Source organism: Companilactobacillus sp. HBUAS59699 (genome assembly GCF_036913575.1).
Lineage (GTDB): Bacteria > Bacillota > Bacilli > Lactobacillales > Lactobacillaceae > Companilactobacillus.
The window spans coordinates 386,171-411,559 of sequence record NZ_JAYKTV010000001.1 but is presented as its reverse complement, the minus strand read 5'-3'; the positions used below and the strand labels follow the sequence as shown (position 1 = coordinate 411,559).

Here is a 25,389-nt window from a genome sequence, read left to right as displayed (position 1 = left end):
TTCTCCTGAAAAAATTCTATCATAGTTGAGACAATCACAGTGGAAATCAAAGCTTGAGATGTATAAAATATAATTTTAGAGAAACTGAGGTGGGCATATTGCTTAAAGGAATCGGAAAAAGTCATGGAAAAACAATAATAATGGGAGAACATGCCGTAGTATACGGCTATCCTGCCATTGCCATCCCTTTGGTAAGTATTCCAGTCATTGTTCGCATCAAGCAAATTGATGCACAAAAAGAAAGTACCCTATCATCTAAATATTACGTTGGTAAATTAGATCAACTGCCTAATTCATTATCAGGAGTCAAATTTTTAATCAACTTATTAGATGAACAATTAAATAAAGATAACATCAAGTATTCCATCAGTATCGAAAGCAGTTTGCCGATCGAACGTGGATTAGGCTCTTCTGCTGCCATCGGTACTGCCATTACTAGAGCATTCTTTAACTTCTTTGATGATACTCTTGATCACGACACATTATTAGGTTATGTCAATAAATCAGAAACAGTTACACATGGTAAAGCGTCAGGTCTAGATGCACTGACAGTTATTTCTAACACACCTGTACAATTCAGTCGCAAAGATCCTGTTGACCACTTTACCTTTAAAACCGATGGCTTCTTAGTTATTGCGGATTCAGGAGTCAAAGGTAAAACTAAAGAAACCGTCTCAGATGTCAAAAAAATGTATGACAAAAATCCTCAAGCTATCGGTAAAATATTGAAACAATTAGGACAATGTACTAAAAAGACTAGTTTATCCCTGAGTGGAAATCGTTTGAAGGATCTCGGTCAGACGTTCACTGAAGCTAACGGTCTGCTTTCACAACTCAACCTAGCAATTCCTAAAACTGACAAATTAATCAATTCAGCTAACAATGCTGGTGCACTCGGTAGTAAAATCACCGGTGGCGGCCGTGGCGGATGTATCATCAGTCTAGCCAGAAACCTGACAAGTGCTGAAATGATTCAAAAAGCTCTGATCAAATCAGGCGCTGAACAAACTTGGCTTCAACCACTTTCTATTTATGCGGAGGAATCAGACGTTGACTAAAACAGCTCGTGCCTATACAAATATTGCCTTAATAAAATATTGGGGTAAAAAAGATAAGCAATTTAAATTACCATATACTAATAGTCTCTCATTGACACTGGATCGCTTCTATACAGATACAAAATCAGAAGTGATCGATAGTGATAAAGATCAAATCCACTTAAACGGCAAATTATTGAATGAACAACAGAGTAAACGTATCGTTAATTATTTAGACTTCGTCCGCAACTACTTTGATTTCAATGAACACTTAGCGATTGATTCTGTCAATCATGTTCCTACTTCAGCCGGTTTTGCTTCTTCAGCTTCTGGATTTGCGGCACTAGCAGCTTCTATCAATCAAACTATGAAATTAAATCTCGATGACAGATCACTATCTATCCTCGCTAGAAACGGCTCTGGATCAGCTACCAGATCGATCTATGGCGGCTTCGTAGAGTGGATCGCAGGAAATAGTAATGACACTTCTTATGCTGTTCCTATTGATGAACACCCCAATATTGATTTATCATTATTATCTGTTGTCATCAGTCAAGATACTAAGAAGGTTTCTAGCACTAACGGAATGGAAAGTAGTGTAAAAACCTCCCCTTTTTATGATAATTGGGTTACACTAGTGTCTTCAGAGATAAACGAAATTAAGCAAGCAATTGCTCAAAAAGATGTTCAAAAAATCGGTGAGTTATCCGAACACAATGCTATGAGTATGCATGCACTAACGCTTTCGGCTAATCCTTCATTTACGTACTTTGTACCAGAGACTCTTCAAGTAATACAACTTGTCAAATCACTGCGCAGTCAAGGTGTCTTAGCTTACGTAACCATTGATGCAGGGCCAAATGTAAAAATTATTTGTACTAAAGAATCGACTCCGATCGTTCAAAAGTACATCGAAGATAACTTACCTACCGTCACCACAGTTGTCGCCAACATCGGTAATGGTATACAATACATCTGATATTTATATTGAAAGGTATGATATTTTGTCTACGGGAAAAGCACCTGGAAAATTGTATTTAGCAGGAGAATACGCCGTTGTTGAAACTGGCTTCCCTGCTGTAATCGCATCAGTAAATCAATATGTGACTGCTCACATTACTAAATCAGAGAATGGTGGAACCATTCAATCAAAGAACCTCAATAAAGAACTTATTCATTGGGACCGGCAAGGAACGGAACTTGTTTTTGACGATACTGAGAGTCAACTTCAATACATCTTGGCGGCCATTAATTTTGTCGAAAAATACGCACTAGAACAAAACGTTAAGCTTGATTACTATGACCTATTAGTAACTAGTGAACTCGATTCAAAAGATGGTAAAAAGTATGGACTTGGATCATCTGCAGCTGTTACAGTAGCCGTAGTCAAGACCCTTGGTGACTTCTATCATCTCAATTTGTCTGCCATGGATGTCTATAAATTGTCCGCTATCGCCCACCTATCCGTTCAAGGAAATGGAAGTTTAGGTGACATTGCGGCCAGTGCCTTCGGTGGAATCGTCGCTTATAAATCACCAGATCGTAACTGGGTCTTCAATATGATCAAAAACCACAGTCTAACTAAGTTGTTGAAGCTAAATTGGCCTGAATTAAAGATCGAAACTTTGAATTTACCGAAAAATCTTGAATTAACCGTCGGTTGGACTGGTAGCCCAGCTTCTACTTCAATATTAGTTGACCGTATTGCTTTGACTAAAGCTCAAAAAGTTGAAAAATATCAAAACTTCTTGAAGTCAAGTCGTCAAAACGTTGAGAAACTAATTGATGGATTCCGCAGCAACAATTCCGAATTGATCAAAGATATGATCAGTAAATATCGTACTCTGTTGGCTGATCTAGCAGAATTCAGTGATGTTCATATCGAAACTGAGATGTTGTCACAACTGTGTGATATTGCCGAAAAACTCGGTGGAGCTGCTAAAACATCTGGTGCCGGTGGTGGCGATTGTGGAATTGTCATCAGCGACCATAAACTCAAATTAGAAAAGCTCAAACAAGAATGGGAAAAAGTTGGAATAACTCCCCTAACCTTAAAAATTGGAGAAATAATCGCTAATGCCTAAACAGGATGAACAGATTCAACGCAAAGTTGAACATTTATTTTTAGCTGAAAAATTCTTTACTGATGAATCATATGCTGATTTTGATAGCGTACGATTACTTCACGATGCTGTACCGGAACTCAATTATCGTGACATTGACCTTAGCACTAATATCTTTGGAACTAAGTTCAGTCTCCCATTTTATTTCAATGCAATTACAGGCGGATCTAAACAATCCGCCCATTTTAATATGGGCTTAGCTCAGTTAGCTAATAAGCTGAACATCCCTGTTTCCAGTGGATCAATGGGTGTTTATCTTCGTATACCTGAAACCAAAGATACTTTCACCCCATTACGTGAATACAATCAAGATGGCTTTGTCATCGCTAATGTTTCTGCCAAGGCCAACGCCAAACAGGCACAACAAGCCATTGACCTACTACAAGCAGATGCATTACAAATACATCTCAATGTCATTCAAGAGCTTGCTATGCCAGAAGGAGACAAGTCATTCTTCTGGTTAGACAATATCAAAGAAATAGTTGAAAAAATTACCGTACCTGTTGTGGTCAAAGAAGTCGGCTTCGGTATTTCTAAAGAAACTATGCAAAAATTGATCGATGTCGGTGTTAAATACATCGATATCGCCGGATTCGGTGGAACTGACTTTGCTCAAATCGAATCAGCTAGAAACCATGAGATCGACTTGACTTACTTAGATCAATTCTCAATGTCAACTGTTGAATCCATGATTGAAGCACAGCCTCATATGGACGATGTAACGATTTTTGCTTCTGGTGGTGTTCGCACACCAATGGATGTCGTTAAAGCTCTTAAAATGGGAGCTACGGCTGTTGGAATATCTGGTTTGGTTTTACATCATCTTCAAAAGTATTCTCTCGAAGAAGCAACCCTATTTTTTGAGAGCTTTGCTAAACAAATTCAAATCATCATGGCACTACTTGGTGCTAAAAATATCGATGAAATCAAAAAGACTCCCATCATTTTTGATGAGAACCTAGTAAATTATGCTAAACAAAGAAAAATCGAATTACCTTCTTAGTCCTTTTGGATAAACGTTTTTAATTTGATTGTTACTATATCTGCCCCAACTGAACAACTTATCTTGATAACTTAATCCGATCCACTTGTTATCAAAATCTGGTTTGTCAGCCAAGATGATCGACTCACCATGCATGTACGTCTTGAATTGATCATCATTTAATTCATAAATAGCTTTTAACTCAGTAGGTTCGATTGCCAATATCCATGCGATATCTGGCTCGAACCTATTTTTTTTGAATTCTCCTAATTTCAAACCATTACGCAATACATGTAATGATTTGAAACGATTGTCCAAACTGGCAGCTTGATATAAGAAATCACTGACTTTGAACCAATTATTTTCAGTTACACTAGTTAAATTAGCTTTAGCGAATTTATTAACCAATTGAACCTCTTCTTTGCCAATGCCAGTTGAAATATTCTTTTCACGGATCTTTTCCTCAGAACCAGCTTTTGTCATCTTACATATGAAATGTCCTTCACCCTCAAATCTATCTGGGAACATTCTCAGAGCCTTAGATAATTCAGGATTGTTATTCCCCCACTCTGGCTTACCGTCTTCCATACCAGGGTATTTTTTAATTTCAGCCATCGACATTTCAGAATGTTGATTCAAGAAATAATCAATGTTCTCTTCGTTTTCTTCAGGTGAAAAAGTACAAGTCGAATAAACTAACGTGCCACCTGGTTTGAGAAGTTTGAATGCTGAATCCAAAATATGACGTTGACGATTAGCACACTGTTCAACGTAATCTAACGACCAATATTGAACTGATTCGGGGTCCTTACGGAACATCCCTTCACCAGAACAAGGTGCGTCCACTAGAATACGATCAAAATATCCTTCAAATTTTTTCTCAAAATCCTTAGGAGAATTATTCGTCACAACTGCATTGGTAATTCCCATTCTTTCGATGTTAGAAGAAAGAACTCTAGCACGCTTGTTATTTATCTCGTTAGTTACTAAAAGGCCGTGTGCGTTCATTTTGGTAGCAATATAAGTAGACTTACTTCCCGGTGCAGCACAGAGATCCAAAACCTTGTCTGTTTCTTTTGGATCTAGAACTTCCGCTACATACATTGCACTGGGTTCTTGGCTATATAAATAGCCAGCTTGATGATCGATCGAATTACCATCGACATCTCCATAATAGCCAATATCACTGTACGGAATCGGTTCACTTAGATCCACATTTACATTCTTGTAATTGGGCTTTAAAGGATTGATCCGAAAGGAGTTGCGACTGTCAGTCTCAATTGCCGCAAAGAAACTGTCGGCACGATTCCCCATCAGCTTACGGTATTTATCTTTAAAATCATTACTTAAATCAACATTCATAAATCTACTTACTCCACCTTTTTAACAAAGAATATTTGATATATTCCAATCAGTACGGCAATCAAAGCTGAACTGACCATGAACATATTGAAAGTCTGATGGCTTATTATAACTATTCGCCAACTGACAAATGCATAACCAACAATGTATGGAACCAATGTGTAAATTAAATATCTCAATAACAATCCGTTACGATAATTGTTCTTAAGATCACCCGTCAAATGCGATCTTGTCAGATCAAAGCGCAATGGAACCAAAATATAGAATTCCATTGCAATTGCCAAAATAAATAGCAAGATCAAACCGACCATATACAATTCACCGTTGTTATTGGTCTGGACATTACTGAAATCATCACTCTGAGGACTGTATTTATGTGTACTAGTAACATGAAGTGTTTTCTTGATAGTCGCATAGCTCTCTTTAGAGTTAATCGCCTTACCATCCAACACTGCAATAACGCCGGATAACTTAGTCTTGATCTGTGGCTGATTAGGTGATAATGAAACTAAAGTTTGACTATTTAGAATATCAGCACCGTTAAAACCAATATTTCCGATGATCGAGACATAACGTTTCCCCACTTTTATATACGCCTGACTCTGCGGCTTGTAGCTCTCAATATCAGAATCCTTGCCACGGACCGCAAATGGAATCTGCGATGAGAAGTCGCTTTGTGAGAAATATCTTCCTGACGTTACCGGAATCTTGTTAGCTTTTTTATGACTATACATATAACCAAAATCACTATTATCCTTATCAAAGAAAATAATCTGATAACTAGTCAATTTCTTCTGATCTAGTTCTTTAACTGCTGTGATCAGTGACTTTTTAGAATGTGTTCTTAAAACCACCGCATTGTCACTCATACCTAAGCGATTCATCGTATTATTATATTTGATAGAGTCACTCTTTGAGATAGAAACACCCGCAAGTAAAACGGCAATCAAAATAATTATACTGGAAATAATTTTTTTCATTAATACTCACCCATATTTACGTTTTGTATCTGATATCTTATTTTACACTACTAAGATAAAAAAACACTCAGTCATTTCGTTGGCTAAGTGTTTTCAACTGCAACTATTTTATCAGGTAGACTTTATCTTTGACCAAATCGTAATGTGAATAAGCCTCGTTCAACTTATCAATAGCTTCGTAATCAACGTATTCAGCATTATCCCAGAATTCTTTACTATTGGTAGCACCGTACTTTTCACCGATACAGATCAGCATTAAACCGTACTCACGGATCTTTTTAAGAACTTCATTGTCGATATCTTCTCGGTCAGGACTCCAAGCCATTACAACGTAGTCGACATCTTCATGATATTTATCAATGGCGTCTAAAGCATCGAGGTTTTCAACGTCTACCAATGGTTCATAGCCTGTCTTACTCTGCTTAGACCAACTCTTATCGTCTGTACAAATTGAGGTTTTTCCTAAACTTTGTAACTCTTTTGATATATAGCCGTTTCCTGCCATAATTTCCAAGTATTTAGCATCACCAAATTCATCAGCCCAAACTTTCATGAAGTCCTTAGTGATCGTTGCCCAATATCCAAAACGTGTTTGAAGAAAAATTCTGAATTCACCTAGATCATGATCAAAGGTATTCAAATTAGCCGACATAGTTTGAAATTCGATCTCGTCCAAACTAATATTGTGCTCCATGTAGTAACTGATCTCCTTCTCGTTCAATTGAAACTGTGGAAAATGATATTTAGGAACATCTCTTTGCATTAGAGCCTCACAGGCGTGTTCCATAAAATTGATTCTAGCATCAAAGACTTGACCATGTGGTAAAACTTCGGTGTCTTCACGTAAATTGTTGATATATGTCATAAATTCTCCTTTGAATTAATCATTTATTTTAATGTGATTATCTTCGTTGTCATGTTAGGTACTGAATATATTAATATATTAGCTTTTTTATTGACAGCAGTGTTACCATTTTGCTTTTAAATCAAATATTTCTATGATCAGATATGATTTTTTTAATCACAAATTATATTTATTAGACATTTTGGTAAAAAATTGCCTGAAAATTACACATTTATTTCCAATAATTCTGAAAAAGTGTAATATTCTAAGTAGTACATGTATGAGGTGAATTATGAATAGAAATAATACAAGACGAAGGCCGGAAAAGGAAGAAAGCGGCTGGAAGTTTTGGCTGCAGACTATTGCCTTAACGGTCGCTATTTATGCAGTGTTCTTCTTACTGATGCAGTTTGTATTTTCAAACGATAAGGTTTCCGGACCATCGATGCAACCGACGTTTGAAAACGGCGAGAAACTAATCGCAGTTCGACATACAAACTTGCAGCGTGGGGATGTCGTTGTATTGAAAGCACCTGATGAGCCTGGTTCCTTTTATATTAAGAGAATCATTGGTTTGCCTGGCGATACTGTTACTTCAAAGAATAACAAGATGTACGTTAACGGCAAGAAACTTGATGAGAGTTTCTTAGATGCTGGTTCTAAGAAAAAAGAGCCTGATACTAGTATCTATGCTGGTAAAGCATATAGTTATACGTACAACTTCACTTTAAGTCAGTTAGCCAAAACTGCTCCTGAATGGCAGCAGAGATACAGCACTTCTACTTTGAAGAAGATCGAAAAAACAAACAAAGTACCTGCTGGATCCTACTTCGTTATGGGAGATCACAGAACTGTTTCTAAAGATAGTCGTATTATTGGCTTCATCAACAAAAAAGCAATCGTCGGTGAAGTTAAATGGCGTTACTGGCCAATTACCAGATGGTCAACATTTTAAAAATATACTCAATAAATTAAGTCTTAAATGATATGATGGACTTATCGGAGGTTATTTATTTATGGACAAACCAAGTATAGCTGAATCAATTATTCAATTTGAACGTGCAAAAGATATGAACGATACACAATTTGCTTTTGAAAGTCACCTATCAGTCGAGCGAATTCATAATCTCAAATCTGGTGATTACGAAGCAACTGCAGAAGAAAAGAAAATTATCTTAGAATATATCAAATTACATCAGTAGTATGATGATTGGCAGATCTTTGGATCTGCTATTTTTTTGTGCTAAAAAAAGTTACAGCTTTGAATAATCTTTCAATTCAAAATCAAACGATTAAGTACTCGATCAAGCCCATTTAGTAAACTGATTTATTAGATCACTTAAAGCAACTGAAGAAATATTCTGAATGTTTAACACTTGATTTTTGATTAAAAAATCATAATAATATTACTATAAGTAATATTTAAGTAGATACATCAAATAATTTATTACATATAAGATTATTACAAGGAGGTAAATCATGCTTTTAGGTAACGTTATCCAAGACCAACGGAAGAAATTAAATCTTAGTCAATCTGAATTAGCCAATGGAATTTGTACTCAAGCGATTATCAGTAAGATGGAAAATCAAAACATCTCGCCTTCAATTAATATACTAATTTCGATCTGTCAAAAGTTACACCTAACACTTGATAATGTCTTCTCAGAATTCTCCTCACTGCCATCAAGTAATCTAATATCGGACAAACTGCAATCAATGGATCAAACTGTACAAGATAAAAATACTGAAAATTTAACCAAGATGATCAAGACAATAAAAGAAGATACACTCCCCTCTTCCGAGAAAGCACATCTTCATTTCTTAATAGCACTATATTCTGAATCAATTCAAAATAACGACGATGCTGTATTCCAATTAAATTATTCATTAGAATTATTACAGAACCGCAAAACATTTTGGGGAACGATCATATACGCCGAACTAGGATACATTTATTCCAGTAAAGATCAAGTTGACAAAACTAATTATTATTATGATCTAGCATATTCAAATATAGAAAACTTAATCATCAATTCAAGTAATGAATTTTATTATTATCGTTTAATGATCACACGTATTTCCAGCTGGTATATGGAACATCAAAATCTGGATCGCAGTAATGATTTGATTGAAATTGGTTTACATAAATTCCATCAATACTTTACTGGAGAATTTACAGATGTACTATACTTTAACGCTGCTAAAAATTCGTTGAATTCTACACCTATTGACTACAATCGGTTAAGTCATGCTTTAACCACTGCCATTGCATTTGCGGATTATAACAACAACCAACCTTTACTGGACAAAATAAAGAAACTAATGAGTGACAATAATATCAACGAGCTTAAAATCAAACCTTGATAGCTTTGCCGAACTGTCCATCAACACCTAGAAGGTCATATGGACTCAAATAACGAGTTTTCATGATGATATCTACTATTACTTCCTTACTCTCAGGTTTGTCCTTAAACAGCCAGAATTTCATCGTATCCAAAATTCCTGAAACCACAATTTCATAGGCGTAATCATTCGGAATTTGATCCAGCATTTTATCATTTCCCTTAGCCAAATAGAGACCTTGATCAACAACTTGATACAAGACGTTCTTAATACGACTTTCAAGAGAAGTTCCAGTACTACTCATTAATACCTTTATCAAATCAAACTCAGATTCAATGTAGTCGACAATAGTATTAATGGCAGGATAAGATTTTACACCCTTTTTTGTATCTTGGTATTTCATAGTCGAATCCAGATTACTATTCAACCGATCACTGAGTTCATTTAAGATTGCATCTTCAAAATGTTTCTCTAATGCATATTTATCCTCATAGTGAGCATAGAAAGTACTGCGGTTGATTTTTGCTTCCGAAGTAATATCACTGACAGTTAAATGTTCAAAGCCTTTGGTCTTCATCAATTTGATGAAGGCTTTTTTTATTTTTTCATCTGTTTTAGTTAATCTCTGCATATTATTACTCCTTTTTATTAATCCAACATATAGTCTATATTTGTTAATTGCTTATATAGCTTGAATATTTCGAAATATGTTGATCACAACACGGTGTTTATTTAAGAAGATTATAACACGTCTTATGTAGAACTTAAACACAGTTTCAAATTTTATAATACAAATGGAAATAAGTTTTACACAAATAATAATATTATTCTCCAATCAATAGAGGTGAACTCACATTGATTGGTAGATCCTACAGTATCGGTAAATCAGTTGGATTTGTATTTCAGTTTTACTGCTTAGCCCTAAGCCTTACAGTACTGGAAAACGTTGAATTAGATTCTTAAATATTTTTAAAATCATTTGATCCTAAAAATACTTCAATCTGTTGGATTAGTTAATTGCACTAATAGTTTTTATGTTGAGAAGTCAGCTTTAAGCAACAGTGTGTATTAATAGTAAGAGCTATAGTTAAAAATCCATAATTATTATTTATTCTATGGTGTGCCTACCTGGATTAATCGACTATAAGACTGAAGAATATGTCCTAAAGATTCTGCAAGACCATTGATTCAATAATCAAAGAGATGTCATTATCGTTACAAATAATTGAATGATCAAGCTAATGGTTGAATTGATATTAACCAACGTGATAAAGAAAAATACCAAAGTTGTAATCAAATCCGCATTCAGTTCCAACTCCCCTACTACAGCTTTGATTCACTGTAATAAATTTAGTGTGATAGTTATGAAGAGCGAAAGGAATACAGCTTCTTATAATTTAAGTTATGTAACCTCACCAAAACAAAAAAGAAAGCCTTAGCTTTCTTCCAAATACTTATAAATATTAGCATCGTGGAAATAAATATAGACTCCTTTAATACCACGCTTCATCAACACATTAATAGAATTGAGAATAATCAATTTTTTAGCCGTATCAGTATCATCGATATCATTCTCGTGTCTCTTCTTAAATGCCTCTTGATCTTCATATGCATCGATATTAATTCTTATCTTCCCCTCACCTGCATACTCGATCGATGGACCAACTATCACTGCCACATAATTAAGGTCAAATCCTTGTACGGTATAAATCGAACCTATTTCATTAATAGTTGTATCCTTTTGAGCCCAAGTTGTACGATCATAGTTATATTGGTCCCAAGGAAGATGGAACTTTCCTTCATTAACATAATGCTTCTTACCGTCAAGAGTTGATGGATAGTCTGCTGTTGCTACAATTCGAGACTTCTTATATTTATCATTATCACGACGCAATTGCTGATACATTTTTTCAGCATCATTATATATTCTGAATTCATAATTACTATCAAAACCACTAAGGTAGTCAGAATTTTTAGACGCAATAGAATCTAACTGTAAGTTAGTAGTTAAGTCATTGATCCACTTTATTACTGAACGCGGCGCCTGCATGCGCATCTGAACACGTAATGTTGCCAGCTTATATTGTAATTTGAATTTTTTGACTAGATTATCGATCACACGCTGTGACCAATAACTTTTCAGCTTCAAAACTTGTCGTTCATCATAAACAATCACAACTATCCTTGCCAATTTGATGATTTCTTCTAACTGATTATGCTGCTCAAAATTATTGTACCTGTCAGCTTCACTCAACAATAAATGTGCTTCATCTATCACGACTATGTCAGCAATCTTGTGTTCTTTGTTCATTCGATTAATAAAGGTAGTTGGTCGCAAAAATCGATTCTTACGTAATTCCGCAAAACTACCGGCATTATCTTGATAGACTTTCAATAGTTCAGAATGATTAACTAAAAAATAATTATCAGTTCGATCCTTTTTGGCTGAGGATTCAATATTTAAAAACAGTTGTGTCAAAATAACACTCTTACCTGTTCCCGCATCACCATTCAATTGGAATAGCCCTTTACTTCCGCGATTTAAATTCTCACGCGAAAACTCTAATATTTCATTAAAAACATCTTGTTGTTCTGCAGTAAGATGTTTATTTGGTAAAACAGAATCTAACATAATATCTCCTAACTTATACGAATTTCATTATATTATTTTGAGCATATACAATCAAAAAATGATACAATATTGTATATGAACGTATGTTCGTACTGGACGTAAAGGAGGACCGCCAATGACAAAACAACGTACTTATATGGCTATCGATTTAAAATCATTTTATGCATCTGTTGAATGTGTCACCCACGACTTGAATCCTCTTAACGATAATCTAGTTGTCGCCGATAACTCACGTACCGACAAGACTATTTGTCTTGCTGTTTCTCCTGCACTCAAGAAATTCGGTGTTCCTGGTCGTCCGCGATTATTTCAAGTTGAACAAATCGTCAATAAATTAAATCGAGAACGACTAAGCTCTACACATTATTTAACAAAATACTCTTCGATAAATCGTCATCATTTACTCAACTCACCAACACTAAAGATTGGCTATAAAGTTGTTAAACCGCGAATGAACTTTTATATGCACAAGAGTGCAGAGATTTACGGAATCTATCTACGTTTTATCTCCGCTAAAAATATCCACGTTTATTCCATTGATGAAGTTTTAATGGATGTGACAGAACATCTTGAGCATCACAATACCACTGCCCATGCTTTAGCTAAAAATATTATTCAAGAAATTCAAGCGGAGACCGGCATTACAGCGACTGCAGGTATTGGAACTAATCTGTACTTAGCCAAAGTAGCTATGGATATTGTCGCAAAACACATCCCTGGAGACAGTGACGGTGTCAGAATTGCTCAAATGAATGAGCAACAATATCGAAAGCTGTTATGGGCTCATCAGCCTATGACTGATTTTTGGAGAATTGGGCGTGGGACTGCCAAACGATTGGAAAAATTAGGACTATATACAATGGGCGATATTGCTCGATGTTCTTTAGGTTCTCTTTCGGATACTAAAAATGAAGAAATAATTTATCATGAGTTTGGTAAGAACGCTGAACTAATCGTTGATCACGCCTGGGGACACGAGTCGGCTACGATGGCTGATATAAAAAATTACCGATCTGACAATCACGGTTTATATTCCAGTCAAGTACTGATGAAACCAACCTCATTTAAGGACGGCTTAAAAATTGTTCGTGGTATGAGTGATAACTTAGCGTTAGATTTAGTCCAAAAGAAAGCTGTCACTGATCGAATCGGCTTAATTATCGATTACGATATCACTAGTCTTCAAACGAATAATTTCACTGGTAAACTAACTACTGATTATTATGGTCGAAAGACTCCCAAACCTGATCACACTTTTGTGAAATTAGACGTTGCCACATCATCGTCACTTGAATTACGCAATACTTTTAAAAGAATATACGAGGACCTTGTTAATCCAAAGATGTTGATTCGCAGAGTTACCTTAACTGCAGCTAATTTGATTAACGAAACTGCCGCTCTGAAAGATCAAAAATTTAAGCAAATCAATCTTTTTGGTAATCCAGAACAAGAAATAATTCAAGAAAAACAAAATCAATCAAAGCGTGAGCAAGACCGTATCATTCAAGAAACTATTTTAAAGCTTCAAAAAAGATTTAATAATCGTAATATCATTATAAAGGCATCTGACCTAGAAGAAGGTTCTACTACAATAGAGAGAAACAACCAGATTGGAGGACATCACGCTTGATGAATGAAAAGGATTTAATTGAGCAAAAAATATTTAACGATACTTCCTCGTATCAAGACATTATGAACATCCCCTATCATCAATCCAAACGTCACTTAGCGATGAATCAATTGGATCGTGCAGCACAGTTTGCTCCCTTCGGTGCATTGGAAGGTTTCAATGATTTGATCAAAGAAAAGGCTGAAGATTATAGGCGAAAGAAATACACCAGTACTGACGATGAAAAACATATCATCAGGCAATTAAAATATTTACAAATTCATTCTTCAAAAGTAGAAGTAAATTACTTCAACGATACCTCTGGATACTATGAACATTTTAAGGGATATCTTCAAGACATCGATTGGTTAAAGGGACGGGCTAATTTTGATCAGGATTCAGTAGTAATTTTAAATATACGATCCATAAAAAGCGTAAAAAAATAGACACCAGAAGGTGTCTTATTTTTTATTCATCACTCTTCAAAACGCCACCAACAGCGTAGTGTTCCTTTTCCATTTCGTTCAATACAACGTGAACATGTTCTGCAGGTGCACCTGTGTTTTTTACAATAGCATCTGTAACGTCTTTTACCATACCTTTGAGTTGTTCAGGACTGCGTCCGGCGATTAGATCGATGTGTACTAGTGGCATAATTTTTCTCCTTTATTCATACTTTAACGAATATCATTTAAAAAAACGACACGAAAGACATTTAAATTATCTCATAATATTAATATTTTATAAACTGTTAGTAAGGTCAAATGTTTAATAGCTTATTCATTATGATATATAACTAACGACATGTCATCATATAGTTTCCCTAAATCGCCATATTCTGCATAAGCTTCTTTATAATCATCACTATCCGTATTTTCAGGATCATAATACAAGTCTTCCGTATAGAATCCAGGTATATTTGTTGTCATCGATAAAACAGTATCATGATCAACAGTGAAATTAGCTTCATAGAAGTTTTTCATAAACCTTGCACTTGTATATTCACCCTGGATTATGTCATCATAATGTCCATTATAAACATATGATATTTTTATATTCCATAGTTTTAGTTTATCATTAATTAATTTATAGTCACCTTCTATAATCATAAATTTATAATAGTCATAACTAATCTCTTTTTCGTAATGCCATAAAAATTTATTATTCTTAAAAGATATATAGTTTCTTGCTGAACTCTTGTCCACAAATGATTTGCCAGATAAACCATCATACTTTTTTCTATAATTTTGAGTGTCGTTATGTAATATTGATATTAACTTTTCAGGTTGAGACTTGGATGGGTAAGATCTATCAAAGCTAGAATTATAGCTGATTGCTCTTAAATAATGTTTCTTTATTTCATATTGCTCTTCATATGTTTTAGAATACAATCCATTTTTTCTTGATATTGGCTGTTTACTTTTGCTCTTCCTATCATCTTTAGAAAATGTTTCCTCAATATTTGTCGAATAAGTTAGGCTTATTGTTCTATTTTTATTAACTTTATACTTTCCCTTACTTATAAGGCGTGTTAATCCTCCGTCTTCATCCTGCACTCTAATATAATTACCATTTTTATAAAAATGGATTTTATCTTTCATATGCAAATGTATAACTTTTGATTCAAATGTATGCCCCACAATTTGATTTGTATCATATAAGTTCGAAAATCCATTCAAAAATCTGGTCAAAATGAAATACATAACTAAAATTATAGCTATAAAGATCCCTAGGTACTTTATAACTTTTTTTAAAAACTTTTTCATATATTTAATTCCTTAATTTCAATGCATTACTAATTTTACTGAGTAATGGCCTCGATTTTTTTAGTCTTCTTCCGGATCTACCAGACGAAGAATTCCGACTGGATTACCCATATAAATTTTTCCATTTGTTCCATAAATTATTACATGATAAGTAACGGTATTATCATAATACAGAGAATATATGGCAGAGACTTCGTATGTATCTTGAGGATCAGTATCGTCAGAATCAGTTACCGTATACTTATCACCTTTTTCTATTCCAAAACTCCCATCATACGCCTTCCACGCATCCTCATCTCCATCAAGTTGCCCTGTACTAATAATATAATCTCTAAATTCTTCAGCCGAACTAAATTCTGAATTATTAGAATCACTTTCTGAAGCCTTATGCATCTGTGAACCAAAGGTAGAAACAGAATAACTATTAGCATAATCATCATACTTAGGTTGGCTTTGAGAAGCATCATCTGGATAGTTATCTTCCATCTTCCAACTCTTGAAACTTGCACCAACTAAAGTGAGGTCGTTGTTGCTATATCTTAACTTCAAAGTCTTACCAGCTAATGGACCACCAGATTTTTGATATTCAAATCCACTTAGACTCATTAAATTACCATAATATGCATTTGATTGCCTATTAATATTCAATGTCATAATTTGACTACTTGAATCGTAAGAATATGTCCCTTCAAATACTGCCATTACAGCCGAATCTTTATCAGCATCCTCATCTTGATAACCGTATCTCCAAATAAAATTACTACCTTTGAAAGCAATGGCATTCATTGGTGTGTCCATACCGTTGGATGTGAATCCGTGATTTGAGAACTTACCATAAGAATTATTGTACTTACTCATCTCTGACTGATAATGCTTACGATAATTAACAGTCTGCTTGTCAGTCTGATAAAGCTTAACCTTATTAACTGTACCCAAGAGATAAGTTTGCTTATTCTTGATCTTAATTGCGTGATCTTCAGCCGCATTCAATGTACTGCCTTCTCGTTGAACAATACTGATTGGGGCAGATCCATTAGACAAAGCTGCATCACTATCAAATCTTTCTTCCGTTACACTGACGATATTCATAGTTATGTCGCCTGATTTAGAAATCTCATAAGTTCCTCGCTCAGTGAAACGACCAGCAAAACCATTAGAACTAATAATGTCCTGTACAAAATGATTGTCTTTTCCAAAGTACATTGAATACTTGTAATCAGGATCTTTAGAAGTTCCATCACCGTGATGTACTCCTTTAAAATTGTGTCCTTTAATAACTATTTTTTTAGTTGCGTTTTCTGTCTTATCTGGACTGGCAGTACTACTTGTAGAATTATTACCACATCCCGCCAAAATCAAAACTGATAGAATACTGACTGGCAGTATTAAATATTTACTGTATTTCATTATTTCTCTCCTATTTATTTGCGGCATATTCTGCATACGCCGATGTTAAATCTTCATCATAAACATTAAAATGGCCTGAATATAATTTTCCATCTGGAGTTATATAAATAGTCCTACTAATATCTGAATCATCATTCAGTACTGTATATGCATAAGAAACACTATAAACTATAGGAGTATCAATTTGTTCATCATCAGCACCTTCTCTAGTCATCGCTGTTCCGCCTTGACTTGATCCAGTAACCCAAAATCCTGAATTTTCCTCTGTAGCAAGTGAATCATTTTCAGCATAAAAATTAGTTAACCATTGAACAAAGTCTTCCTTAGTTGGAAAAATATCCGTCACTGATTTAGTTGAATTGTTTGTATTAGCATTATTATTTTCTTCAAAAGATGATCCACTGTTACTAGCTTTTTCCATCGCAACTGTATACACATCTGGCTGATTGTTTTTAACTAATTTATTATAATTTGGTGTTCCATCAACAGTCCCGTAATCTAGCATGTCATCAGATTCAAAATCATTCGAATTTATCATTAAATGTAATCTATTATTTTTAGTAAACTTAAATACTAATTTTTTAGGCACATCACTATCTGTTAATTTATCTTGATATTGATTACTCGATAATTGGCTAATTGTTCCTTGAAATATACTACTGTGATATTGAATATATAATGTTAAACGATCTTTACTTAACTTATATTTACCCATAAATATTGCCAATCGTGCACCTTGTTCATTATCTGATGAAAATTCATTGTCAGGTCCACCAAACTTCCAAATAAATCTACTTCCTTTGAAGGCAATCTCATTACTGAGCATTTCTGTTGCTGGACTCATAAAACCTCGGTCTGACAACTTTGTATCTTTGCCAAAGTACTTTTCCTTTTTACTTTTCATGTAGGAATCATAATCAGAAAGATTTTTATTATCAGTCAATATAAACTTAACTTTATTTTTACCATGTCCAACATACATACTATTGTCAGAAATAGTTAGTTCCATATGATTCTGTCTATCTTTATCAAGTTTAGTTGGATCTATAAAAATAGGTGTTGAACCATCTTTCATTTCCACTTTATTTTTGTATGTCTCAGTTGTTGCTTCTTTAAAGGTCTTTATTTTAACTTTATTATTTTCCAATAATTTATATTTTGCATTAAAAAAAAGTTGTCCCCATTGATGCCCTACTTCAAATTTTCCTGATTCAATTAGAAGGGCTTTATTATCCTTAGCAAAATAAATAGTAATGCTGCCATGACTGGCATTTTCAACTTGTGTACTTGCTTTATACGCTTTTCCAACAATCCCTGAATCATTTTTCGAAGTGCTATTTTTTTTAGTTGACGAGTTACTGCAACCTGATAAAAAGAATGCGAATATCAATGCAATACTCAAGGCCCTAATTAATTTTTTCATACTTTACCTCATAATATATTATAAATACAACATAAAAAAGGCTTCCATAAGTATCCCAAAGATAAGCAAACTTATTGAAGCACTTTTAATTACAATATTAACCTTCTGGTTGAAGTGGAGCATCATTTGCAATATACGTAAACATATAATCATTATTACTTGGATCTACATCCAAAATTATTTCTTTAGTATTACTCTTATTATATGCCTCATCCAGTCTATAACCTGTTATGTCAGGAGCTGAGATTGTTATCTTATCTCCACTTTTACCAGTCAATTGTTTTTCAGGAATGAGATTATAATTAAGATAATTAGTACGATCATTCCTAATTAATGCATATGTTACAGTTCCAGTGGTAGGTTCACCAACGGAAATAATATAGTCAGTAGTCCATGTTGTTTTACCTTGAGCCAATAAATCACTTGCAGTATCACTTAAATAGTATACATAGGGGACAAATCCAATTGGATGACCTTTTGTATCATATGCAAGAAAAGTTCCACTACCCGATCCTTCATCCCAAATTGACCCTTCATTGTGTTTAGTACTAGCCCACTTCTTATAATCCTTTAAACTTTTAAATACTCTATCTCCAAAATATGCTTTAGGGTCTTTGGCAAGTTTAGAAACTGGTGCAGCATGCGAAGATGGATCTATTGGTTCACTCTCCGCGGCCTTCAAGATATCTGAACTTGTATATCCTAAATCAGCAATGGAAGCAGTGTTATCCATATTGGGATCATATAATGATTCTTTCCCACTACCCGCAAATACTTGAATTGCTAGAAACTCACCATTATTCAATTGAACAACACTTAAACCGGTTTTACTAAATTCAGAGTTTAGCATATTATCATTATGGTCTTTTGAGTTTTTCCACTGATTAAATGCATTTTGAGCAACAGTGTCTACATCATCACCATAAGTTACAAGTAAATTCTCAGCTTTGAAGAGCGAATTATCTTGTTTAATATGTGATTCCTGATCAAAATAAGTGTCGTCTGAATTATTATGATCGGCTTTATTAATATCTCCAGAAGTATTTACCTCATTGGCCTCATCAGCCGCACGAACATCTGAACCTAACGTTAAATTATCATCAACAGTCAATGGATCTTGTAAATTAGCTTCACGGTAAGAATTTATTAAATCAAATAATTTACTTTGAATCTGATCTACATTTATAGAATTAGTTTCATTAGTTTTGTAGCTAAAAATGATTACATTCTTTGAACTATCTTTATCAACAGTCACTGACTTAGTAGAATCATCATTCAATGTATAACCTTTAACAGGGATGGCGCTAGTTGTATAGACTGAATCTACTTCTGCTTGTTCAGTCTTATCATGAGCAATCTCTTTACCCTTTTCATCTACATATTTAGTAACGATATTGAACTTTTGAGCTGGTTCTGCATCCTTAGTATATGTGAATGTTTGAGTGGCATCTCCATTTACACCATGAATGATTTGAGTATCGTTACCTTTCAATGTGTAACCTTTGATATCAATAGCTTTTGTTGTGTAGTTTGAACCTTCGTCAGCTTGTTCTACTTTAGCTGTGGCAATTTCATCACCATTTTCATTGACGTACTTAGTTGTGATGTCAAATTGATTGATTGGTTGGGTATCTTTTGTGTATGTGAAGGTTAAAGTCTTGTCACCACTTACAGAATCAATTGTTTGCGTTTGTTCACCTTTTAGGGTGTAACCGTCAATTGTTTGTGCTTCAGCAGTGAATGGTTTGCCATTTTCAACAGATTCAGTCTTACTGTCTAATACAGTACCATCTTCAGCTACATAGTTTACAGTGATGCCTGACTTAGTAGCTTCTGGGTCTGTAGCGTCCTTTGTATATGTAAATGTAATGGTATTACCGTCAGCACCTACAACAACATTTTGTGTATCTTTGTCAGCTGTAAATCCTTCTACCTCTACAGCATTTTCAGTAACTGTTGAACCAACCTTTTGATCAGTTAAAATCTTAGGATTAGCCAATTCATTGCCATCAGCATCTACATACTTAACAGTAACATTAGCAGTTTTATCTGTGTCTGGGTTTGTTGGTGTTGTAGTATCCTTTTTAAATTTGAATGTTACTATATTTCCTTCTTCAGCAACTGTAATTGTCTTAGAAGAATCATCATCTAAGGTATAACCCTGAATTTTAGGTGCTACAGCAATATAACTATCACCAACATTTTTAGTCACAGTTGTAGCTTCACCGATTGCATTGTTATTCTCATCAACTGCTTTGATAGTAACATCACCAGTTTCGGCAGGAACTACATCTTTTGTATATGTAAACGTAATAGTATTACCATCTTTAGAGATAGTTACATTCTGAGTACCTTCACTTATAAGAGTATATCCGTCAACATCAATAGCCCTTTCAGTTAAATCTGAACCAACTTTTTGATTCTTCAATGTCTTAGGAGTGGCTATCTCTTCACCAGATGTATTTACATATTTAACAGTAACATTAGCGGTATCTTTAGCAGGTGTTGTGGTTGAACCACCGTTATAACTGCCTGAACCACCATTATTGTTAGTATCTGTATCTGGTGTAGTAGTAGTTTCTTCGTCAGGCGCATTCTTGATATATGTCTTATCAGAACGACTATTCTCAGAAGTTAGATTAGCATTGTTAGCTTTAACCCATTCATTTGTAGCAACCCGATAATATGTAACTCCATTAACGGTTACCTTTTTGTTTACAATCCAGTCTGAATTACCTAACAATGCTCTATTACGAATAACTTTAGATCCATTCAATGGGTCTGTATAAAGACGAGCATATTCCACATCACCAATATGAACAATTCCTGAAAGTTTTTGATATGAAGTTTCATCAGATAAATCCATTTCATTTACATTAGCATACTCATTACCACCAACAAGTACATAAGTCTTACCATCTACACCTTTAACTGCTTTAGCAGTTTTCCAGGCTGTACCATTTTGAAGGCCTCTATTTGCCTTGCGGATACTGTTCTTAGTAACATTATTCCACAATTGAACATAACCACTTGTTGTTGAATTAGCAGTTGCTACATTATTGACAGCTGATGCATCAACAGATTTAGCGCCAAAAACGGTAGCACTAAATAATGTGACAAATGTTAGTCCAACAGTGATCCATCCCTTTTTACCATGTACCAGTTTAACACGATACACTTTTTCCTCTAAAGCCTTGTTTAAACGCCTCTTTTTGAAATTCATATATTTCCCCTTATATATTATTTGAATTTAGAATCATGCCATGCACTATACAATGAAGGTCCTATTTGCGAAGGATCTGTAACACTTAGACCTGCTTGTGGTTTCAAATCGATTCCTGGCTGATTACCTTTAATATCACTACCATTATTAACAATTCTGAATTTAGCTGATTTAACTATATCAGTACCACTAACTGGATAATCCGATCCTTGTCCACTAAAGTGAACATCACCAGGTGTAGTATGCAACATTGCATCTAGATTACCCCAATCAGCATATAATTTAGTAATCATGTTTCCGAATACAATTGATCCATCGGCATTAACAGTATAAGTACCTTTTTGGTAATTAATTCCTGGTCTAAACACATTGCTAGTTGTGGCTTTCAAATTGTACAAGTACTCACCATTACTCTTAAGTAATAATGCGTATGAATAATTCTCATAATTCAATGAATAAGGGACATCAAGGTATGGTTTTTGATCACTATTACTCAAAAATACCTTATCACCACGGTATTTTTCAGAAATTAATTGACTATCTGCACCTTTTGTCCATTCGTTTGTGGCGACACGATAATAAACTTCACCATTAACGATGACACGTTGATCTGTATACCATTCAGTATGCTTCATCAACCCCCGATTTTTAACAATACGTGCACCTTTTAGTGGGTTAGTGTACAACAGAACATAATTACCGTTACCTGAACCTGATTTAACATCACCAGTTAATTTTTGCTTTGAATTTTCAGTCGTTGTATCCATTTGGTTCACACTGGCGTATTCATTATTACCAACTTTGTAATAACGTTGACCATCTGAAGCAGTGATCATACTACCGATACCCCATGATGATCCGCTAGTTAAGCTGTTGCCATCTTTCATTCTATTACCGTTAATATTGCTCCATAATTCAACTTGACCATAACCAGAATTTGCAGTTGCTGAAGCAGCATCAACTGATGTTTGATTTAATAAAACAGTAGTACTGATCAAAGCAGCTGATGCAATACCTGCTGTTAAAAGTCCTTTTTTTATACGATTCATATTTAACCTCTCAAAATAATTTATTTAAAATTTTCACTTTAATGCTTTTAGTGCCACATACAAAATTAGTCCAATGACTCCGACTACAACAATTACCCAAACGTAATTGAGAATAAAACTTATACCATAGAGTACAGTAATAATAGCAAGAATTGCTACAATACAACTACAACCGTCATCATCCTCGCCCCAATTAATTTCTTGAAAAACCCTACCTGGGTTCTCAACGTCCCATAAAACGTGACCCTCCTGATTAATTAAGCAAATACACGTTTTACGCCGACGATGGTTCCACGTGACGAATAGATTGAATGTACTTGAACGGCAAATGGCCATGATTCAATCATTGTATCTGGGTTCAATAAGATACCAACATGCCATACAACACCAGTTGATGGATCCGCAAAGAAAATCAAGTCTCCACGTTGACGACTATTGAAGTTTACTTGTGGGATACGTGAATCTGCCCAATAGTCACGACTATTCCATTCGTGTCCTGGTTGTGCGTGTTGAATATTTGAGATTGGAGCTGAGTCAATACCTGATGCGTATAGTGCTTGTGTAACTAACCCTGAACAATCAACACCATAAGCTGGCATGGAAGCAGCACCAGAGATCCATGGTTGACCAATATACTTATAAGCTTGATTGATCATAGCTTCAATATGATCTGAACGACTACTTGTCATATTTGTTTGTAGTGGTGCAACATATGAATCAATATCATACCAATCTGATTCTGAGTATCCCATTGCTTTCCATGTTGCAAGATCAACAACACCAGTGACGGGCAAGCCATTACGTGATTGTAGATTTCTAACTGAAGATGCAACTGCACCATCATAAATTGTATGGGCATTTGAATAACCGAAATATCTTCTTACTAACCAAGTCTTGATTCCTTCTACACCGTTGTACAAGTCATAGCCTACGTTACCAACTGGTTTGATTTGTGTATTTTGAATTTGTAGCCAACCTGCTGGATTTTGATATGCAGGAGCAACTGTGGCATCATCACTATTCAACCAAACGTTGTTAGCAATTTGATAATAAGTTAAACCATTTAAACTATCAGTTTTGTTATATTTCCATGTTGAATTAGCACTTTGGTTAGGTTGTCCATTTTTAACAAATCCTGTATCTTCACGTTTGTAATTAACAGCGCCACTTTGTTTTACGCGGACAATACCAGTAGCTGACGTACCATATTGCATAGTGACATCATTGCTGTTGGCATATTCGTTTGTAGCAACACGATAATAACTAGCATCTGAAAGAGATAGTTTTTGATCAGTTGCCCATGGCGTATTTGCCATCAAAGCGCGATTCTTGATTTGAGAACCATCTTTGGTATACAAATATGTGATTTGGTGTGTTTCCACAACACCCTTAATGTGAGTAATATTTGATGATGAAGCATCGGCTTGAGTGGTTGCATCTGATTCTTGTGTATTTTGTGTAGTATCAGCTGTGTCATTAGTTGAAGTTTGAGGTGCTTGTTGTTGATTATTATCCTGTGCGTAATCGACAAGTGAAGTTGTTTCATCCTTTGTTGTACCTTGATCATTTTGTGGATCAGCTGTAGTAGATTGTGAAACAGCTTGTGTATTTGTATTGTTTGTATCTGTTGTAGCAACATTTTCAACCTGTTGTGAATCTGTTGTTGTATCAGCTTTTACTGTTTGTTGAGTTGCCAAAAGTGTTGTTAAAGCAAAACCACAAAGCATTACAAATTTAGTTTTATTATTCATTTTAATTCCCCTATATATTTTTATTGAACTGCATCTTCTGAAACAAATTTGGTATTCGGATTTGAACCTGTGTAATTATATAGTGCATCGAATTGATCATATGTGCTGTAATCCCAGTCAGCAACATATGCGGCTGCAGTATCTGAAATTCCAAATGCTACGGTTGGACCTGAATATATCAATGCCGCACGATGACCAAAGTGCCCTCGTTGACCAATTGGTGTGGGATTAAGCTCATCACCATACCAAGATTTCAATAAATAATATGCCAATTGTTTATCTGAAGTGATATATCCATATAAAATTTGGTTATCACGCATATAATTCAAACCACCAGTAGATAAATTTTCCGAAGTATCACGAGATGCTGTAGTGTGATTTAAGTTTCCGGTCGATTGTTGAGCAGCTCTCTGGTTTGCATAATTAATGAAATCACTTGTTGTATGAACTGGTGCTGTACCGTTAGCTGCATGCAGAGCATTCACATACTTAACAAAGTAATCATTAATTTTAATGGCATCTGGTTTGTAATTGCTTAATGGGACATCATGATTAGTATCATTGATAATTTGACCGTCTCCCGCTTTCACATACTCATTTGTGGCCACTTGATAATACCTAGAACCTTGAATAAATCCTGTTTTTCCAACAGCCCAACTGGTGTATGGTCCCAAAGCACGATTACCTATAATTTTCCCATCACGAGTGTATAGTCTAGTAACGAAACGAACGAAGACTGTTGGTCTAACCGTTTCAGCATTTACCTGGCTCTCAGTTGTGGTAAGGATGCCACCAACTGACATAGTTATTGCTGCAATACCTAATAATGATTTCTTTAATGATAATTTCATCAGAATA

General features: G+C 34.8%; 22 protein-coding genes. 9 read left to right on the top strand and 13 right to left on the bottom strand.

Features of this window, described 5'->3' with window-relative positions; translation table 11 throughout:
- Positions 1 to 98 precede the first annotated feature (98 nt).
- Genes mvk through fni form a run of 4 tightly spaced genes read left to right on the top strand, consistent with a single transcriptional unit; the run spans position 99 to position 4,163 of the window.
- A complete protein-coding gene (gene mvk, locus U8519_RS02135) occupies positions 99 to 1,058 on the top strand; it encodes a mevalonate kinase (protein ID WP_334328680.1) in 960 nt (319 codons plus the stop codon).
- Entirely contained in the window at positions 1,051 to 2,016 is a 966-nt protein-coding gene (mvaD, locus tag U8519_RS02130; RefSeq protein WP_334328679.1) for a diphosphomevalonate decarboxylase, read from the top strand. The genes mvk and mvaD overlap by 8 nt, the downstream gene beginning before the upstream one ends.
- A gap of 25 nt (positions 2,017 to 2,041) precedes the next feature.
- On the top strand, positions 2,042 to 3,121 hold the full coding sequence (locus tag U8519_RS02125) for a phosphomevalonate kinase (RefSeq protein ID WP_334328678.1): 1,080 nt from the start codon (positions 2,042 to 2,044) through the stop codon (positions 3,119 to 3,121).
- Positions 3,114 to 4,163: a type 2 isopentenyl-diphosphate Delta-isomerase gene (gene fni / locus U8519_RS02120; RefSeq protein WP_334328677.1), complete on the top strand. Its 1,050-nt coding sequence runs from the start codon at positions 3,114 to 3,116 to the stop codon at positions 4,161 to 4,163. Before U8519_RS02125 ends, fni begins: the two co-directional genes overlap by 8 nt.
- On the opposite strand, the gene U8519_RS02115 is transcribed toward fni, so the two are convergent.
- The 3 genes from U8519_RS02115 to U8519_RS02105 form a co-directional block, all read right to left on the bottom strand.
- Positions 4,152 to 5,504, bottom strand: a complete 1,353-nt coding sequence (locus U8519_RS02115) for an RsmF rRNA methyltransferase first C-terminal domain-containing protein (RefSeq protein WP_334328676.1) — start codon at positions 5,502 to 5,504, stop codon at positions 4,152 to 4,154. The genes fni and U8519_RS02115 overlap by 12 nt on opposite strands.
- Before the next feature lie 8 nt (positions 5,505 to 5,512).
- Positions 5,513 to 6,484, bottom strand: a complete 972-nt coding sequence (locus U8519_RS02110; protein WP_334328675.1) for a hypothetical protein — start codon at positions 6,482 to 6,484, stop codon at positions 5,513 to 5,515.
- Positions 6,485 to 6,587: 103 nt separating this feature from the next.
- Positions 6,588 to 7,349: a hypothetical protein gene (locus tag U8519_RS02105; RefSeq protein ID WP_334328674.1), complete on the bottom strand. Its 762-nt coding sequence runs from the start codon at positions 7,347 to 7,349 to the stop codon at positions 6,588 to 6,590.
- 271 nt (positions 7,350 to 7,620) lie between these two features.
- Between U8519_RS02105 and lepB the strand changes: the two genes are divergently transcribed.
- From lepB to U8519_RS02090, 3 genes are all read left to right on the top strand, one after another.
- Positions 7,621 to 8,283 carry a signal peptidase I gene (gene lepB, locus U8519_RS02100; RefSeq protein WP_334328673.1) on the top strand — a complete coding sequence of 221 codons (663 nt, stop codon included), beginning with the start codon at positions 7,621 to 7,623 and terminating at the stop codon, positions 8,281 to 8,283.
- A 61-nt stretch (positions 8,284 to 8,344) separates the two neighbouring features.
- Positions 8,345 to 8,530 carry an LBP_cg2779 family protein gene (locus tag U8519_RS02095; protein ID WP_334328672.1) on the top strand — a complete coding sequence of 62 codons (186 nt, stop codon included), beginning with the start codon at positions 8,345 to 8,347 and terminating at the stop codon, positions 8,528 to 8,530.
- Between the two features lie 277 nt (positions 8,531 to 8,807).
- Positions 8,808 to 9,692 (top strand): helix-turn-helix domain-containing protein, encoded by an 885-nt coding sequence (locus U8519_RS02090; protein WP_334328671.1) that lies wholly within the window; start codon positions 8,808 to 8,810, stop codon positions 9,690 to 9,692.
- Here U8519_RS02090 and U8519_RS02085 read toward each other — a convergent pair.
- Positions 9,682 to 10,302, bottom strand: a complete 621-nt coding sequence (locus tag U8519_RS02085; RefSeq protein WP_334328670.1) for a TetR/AcrR family transcriptional regulator — start codon at positions 10,300 to 10,302, stop codon at positions 9,682 to 9,684. The two genes, U8519_RS02090 and U8519_RS02085, sit on opposite strands and share 11 nt — an antisense overlap.
- 804 nt (positions 10,303 to 11,106) lie before the next feature.
- Positions 11,107 to 12,303, bottom strand: coding sequence for a DUF2075 domain-containing protein (locus tag U8519_RS02080; RefSeq protein ID WP_334328669.1), 1,197 nt, complete (start codon positions 12,301 to 12,303; stop codon positions 11,107 to 11,109).
- A gap of 115 nt (positions 12,304 to 12,418) precedes the next feature.
- Here U8519_RS02080 and U8519_RS02075 point away from each other — a divergent pair, with 115 nt between their 5' ends.
- Both U8519_RS02075 and U8519_RS02070 read left to right on the top strand, forming a co-directional pair.
- Positions 12,419 to 13,933: a Y-family DNA polymerase gene (locus U8519_RS02075; protein WP_334328668.1), complete on the top strand. Its 1,515-nt coding sequence runs from the start codon at positions 12,419 to 12,421 to the stop codon at positions 13,931 to 13,933.
- Positions 13,930 to 14,358: a hypothetical protein gene (locus U8519_RS02070; protein ID WP_334328667.1), complete on the top strand. Its 429-nt coding sequence runs from the start codon at positions 13,930 to 13,932 to the stop codon at positions 14,356 to 14,358. The genes U8519_RS02075 and U8519_RS02070 overlap by 4 nt, the downstream gene beginning before the upstream one ends.
- 22 nt (positions 14,359 to 14,380) lie before the next feature.
- Here U8519_RS02070 and U8519_RS02065 read toward each other — a convergent pair whose 3' ends face one another.
- From U8519_RS02065 to U8519_RS02030, 8 genes are all read right to left on the bottom strand, one after another.
- Positions 14,381 to 14,566 carry a 2-hydroxymuconate tautomerase gene (locus tag U8519_RS02065; protein ID WP_025024462.1) on the bottom strand — a complete coding sequence of 62 codons (186 nt, stop codon included), beginning with the start codon at positions 14,564 to 14,566 and terminating at the stop codon, positions 14,381 to 14,383.
- Between the two features lie 122 nt (positions 14,567 to 14,688).
- Entirely contained in the window at positions 14,689 to 15,678 is a 990-nt protein-coding gene (locus U8519_RS02060) for a hypothetical protein (protein ID WP_334328666.1), read from the bottom strand.
- 60 nt (positions 15,679 to 15,738) lie between these two features.
- Positions 15,739 to 17,085 carry a hypothetical protein gene (locus tag U8519_RS02055; protein ID WP_334328665.1) on the bottom strand — a complete coding sequence of 449 codons (1,347 nt, stop codon included), beginning with the start codon at positions 17,083 to 17,085 and terminating at the stop codon, positions 15,739 to 15,741.
- A gap of 10 nt (positions 17,086 to 17,095) precedes the next feature.
- Positions 17,096 to 18,508, bottom strand: coding sequence for a hypothetical protein (locus U8519_RS02050; RefSeq protein ID WP_334328664.1), 1,413 nt, complete (start codon positions 18,506 to 18,508; stop codon positions 17,096 to 17,098).
- Positions 18,509 to 18,605: 97 nt separating this feature from the next.
- On the bottom strand, positions 18,606 to 21,731 hold the full coding sequence (locus U8519_RS02045; RefSeq protein WP_334328663.1) for a MucBP domain-containing protein: 3,126 nt from the start codon (positions 21,729 to 21,731) through the stop codon (positions 18,606 to 18,608).
- Between the two features lie 17 nt (positions 21,732 to 21,748).
- Entirely contained in the window at positions 21,749 to 22,780 is a 1,032-nt protein-coding gene (locus tag U8519_RS02040; RefSeq protein WP_334328662.1) for an SLAP domain-containing protein, read from the bottom strand.
- A gap of 257 nt (positions 22,781 to 23,037) precedes the next feature.
- Positions 23,038 to 24,531: a peptidoglycan-binding protein gene (locus U8519_RS02035; protein WP_334328661.1), complete on the bottom strand. Its 1,494-nt coding sequence runs from the start codon at positions 24,529 to 24,531 to the stop codon at positions 23,038 to 23,040.
- A gap of 20 nt (positions 24,532 to 24,551) precedes the next feature.
- A complete protein-coding gene (locus U8519_RS02030; protein ID WP_334328660.1) occupies positions 24,552 to 25,382 on the bottom strand; it encodes an SLAP domain-containing protein in 831 nt (276 codons plus the stop codon).
- Positions 25,383 to 25,389 lie beyond the last annotated feature (7 nt).

What these genes read in the sequence shown, in the direction of transcription:
- U8519_RS02085 (WP_334328670.1), bottom strand. Translation starts at nt 10,302, where the DNA reads ATGCAGAGATTAACTAAAACAGATGAAAAAATAAAAAAAGCCTTCATC.
- U8519_RS02065 (WP_025024462.1), bottom strand. Translation starts at nt 14,566, where the DNA reads ATGCCACTAGTACACATCGATCTAATCGCCGGACGCAGTCCTGAACAA.
- U8519_RS02075 (WP_334328668.1), top strand. Translation starts at nt 12,419, where the DNA reads ATGACAAAACAACGTACTTATATGGCTATCGATTTAAAATCATTTTAT.
- U8519_RS02090 (WP_334328671.1), top strand. Translation starts at nt 8,808, where the DNA reads ATGCTTTTAGGTAACGTTATCCAAGACCAACGGAAGAAATTAAATCTT.
- U8519_RS02055 (WP_334328665.1), bottom strand. Translation starts at nt 17,085, where the DNA reads ATGAAATACAGTAAATATTTAATACTGCCAGTCAGTATTCTATCAGTT.
- U8519_RS02095 (WP_334328672.1), top strand. Translation starts at nt 8,345, where the DNA reads ATGGACAAACCAAGTATAGCTGAATCAATTATTCAATTTGAACGTGCA.
- lepB (WP_334328673.1), top strand. Translation starts at nt 7,621, where the DNA reads ATGAATAGAAATAATACAAGACGAAGGCCGGAAAAGGAAGAAAGCGGC.
- U8519_RS02040 (WP_334328662.1), bottom strand. Translation starts at nt 22,780, where the DNA reads ATGAATCGTATAAAAAAAGGACTTTTAACAGCAGGTATTGCATCAGCT.
- U8519_RS02060 (WP_334328666.1), bottom strand. Translation starts at nt 15,678, where the DNA reads ATGAAAAAGTTTTTAAAAAAAGTTATAAAGTACCTAGGGATCTTTATA.
- U8519_RS02050 (WP_334328664.1), bottom strand. Translation starts at nt 18,508, where the DNA reads ATGAAAAAATTAATTAGGGCCTTGAGTATTGCATTGATATTCGCATTC.
- U8519_RS02115 (WP_334328676.1), bottom strand. Translation starts at nt 5,504, where the DNA reads ATGAATGTTGATTTAAGTAATGATTTTAAAGATAAATACCGTAAGCTG.
- U8519_RS02105 (WP_334328674.1), bottom strand. Translation starts at nt 7,349, where the DNA reads ATGACATATATCAACAATTTACGTGAAGACACCGAAGTTTTACCACAT.
- U8519_RS02080 (WP_334328669.1), bottom strand. Translation starts at nt 12,303, where the DNA reads ATGTTAGATTCTGTTTTACCAAATAAACATCTTACTGCAGAACAACAA.
- U8519_RS02045 (WP_334328663.1), bottom strand. Translation starts at nt 21,731, where the DNA reads ATGAATTTCAAAAAGAGGCGTTTAAACAAGGCTTTAGAGGAAAAAGTG.
- U8519_RS02035 (WP_334328661.1), bottom strand. Translation starts at nt 24,531, where the DNA reads ATGAATAATAAAACTAAATTTGTAATGCTTTGTGGTTTTGCTTTAACA.
- U8519_RS02030 (WP_334328660.1), bottom strand. Translation starts at nt 25,382, where the DNA reads ATGAAATTATCATTAAAGAAATCATTATTAGGTATTGCAGCAATAACT.
- U8519_RS02110 (WP_334328675.1), bottom strand. Translation starts at nt 6,484, where the DNA reads ATGAAAAAAATTATTTCCAGTATAATTATTTTGATTGCCGTTTTACTT.
- fni (WP_334328677.1), top strand. Translation starts at nt 3,114, where the DNA reads ATGCCTAAACAGGATGAACAGATTCAACGCAAAGTTGAACATTTATTT.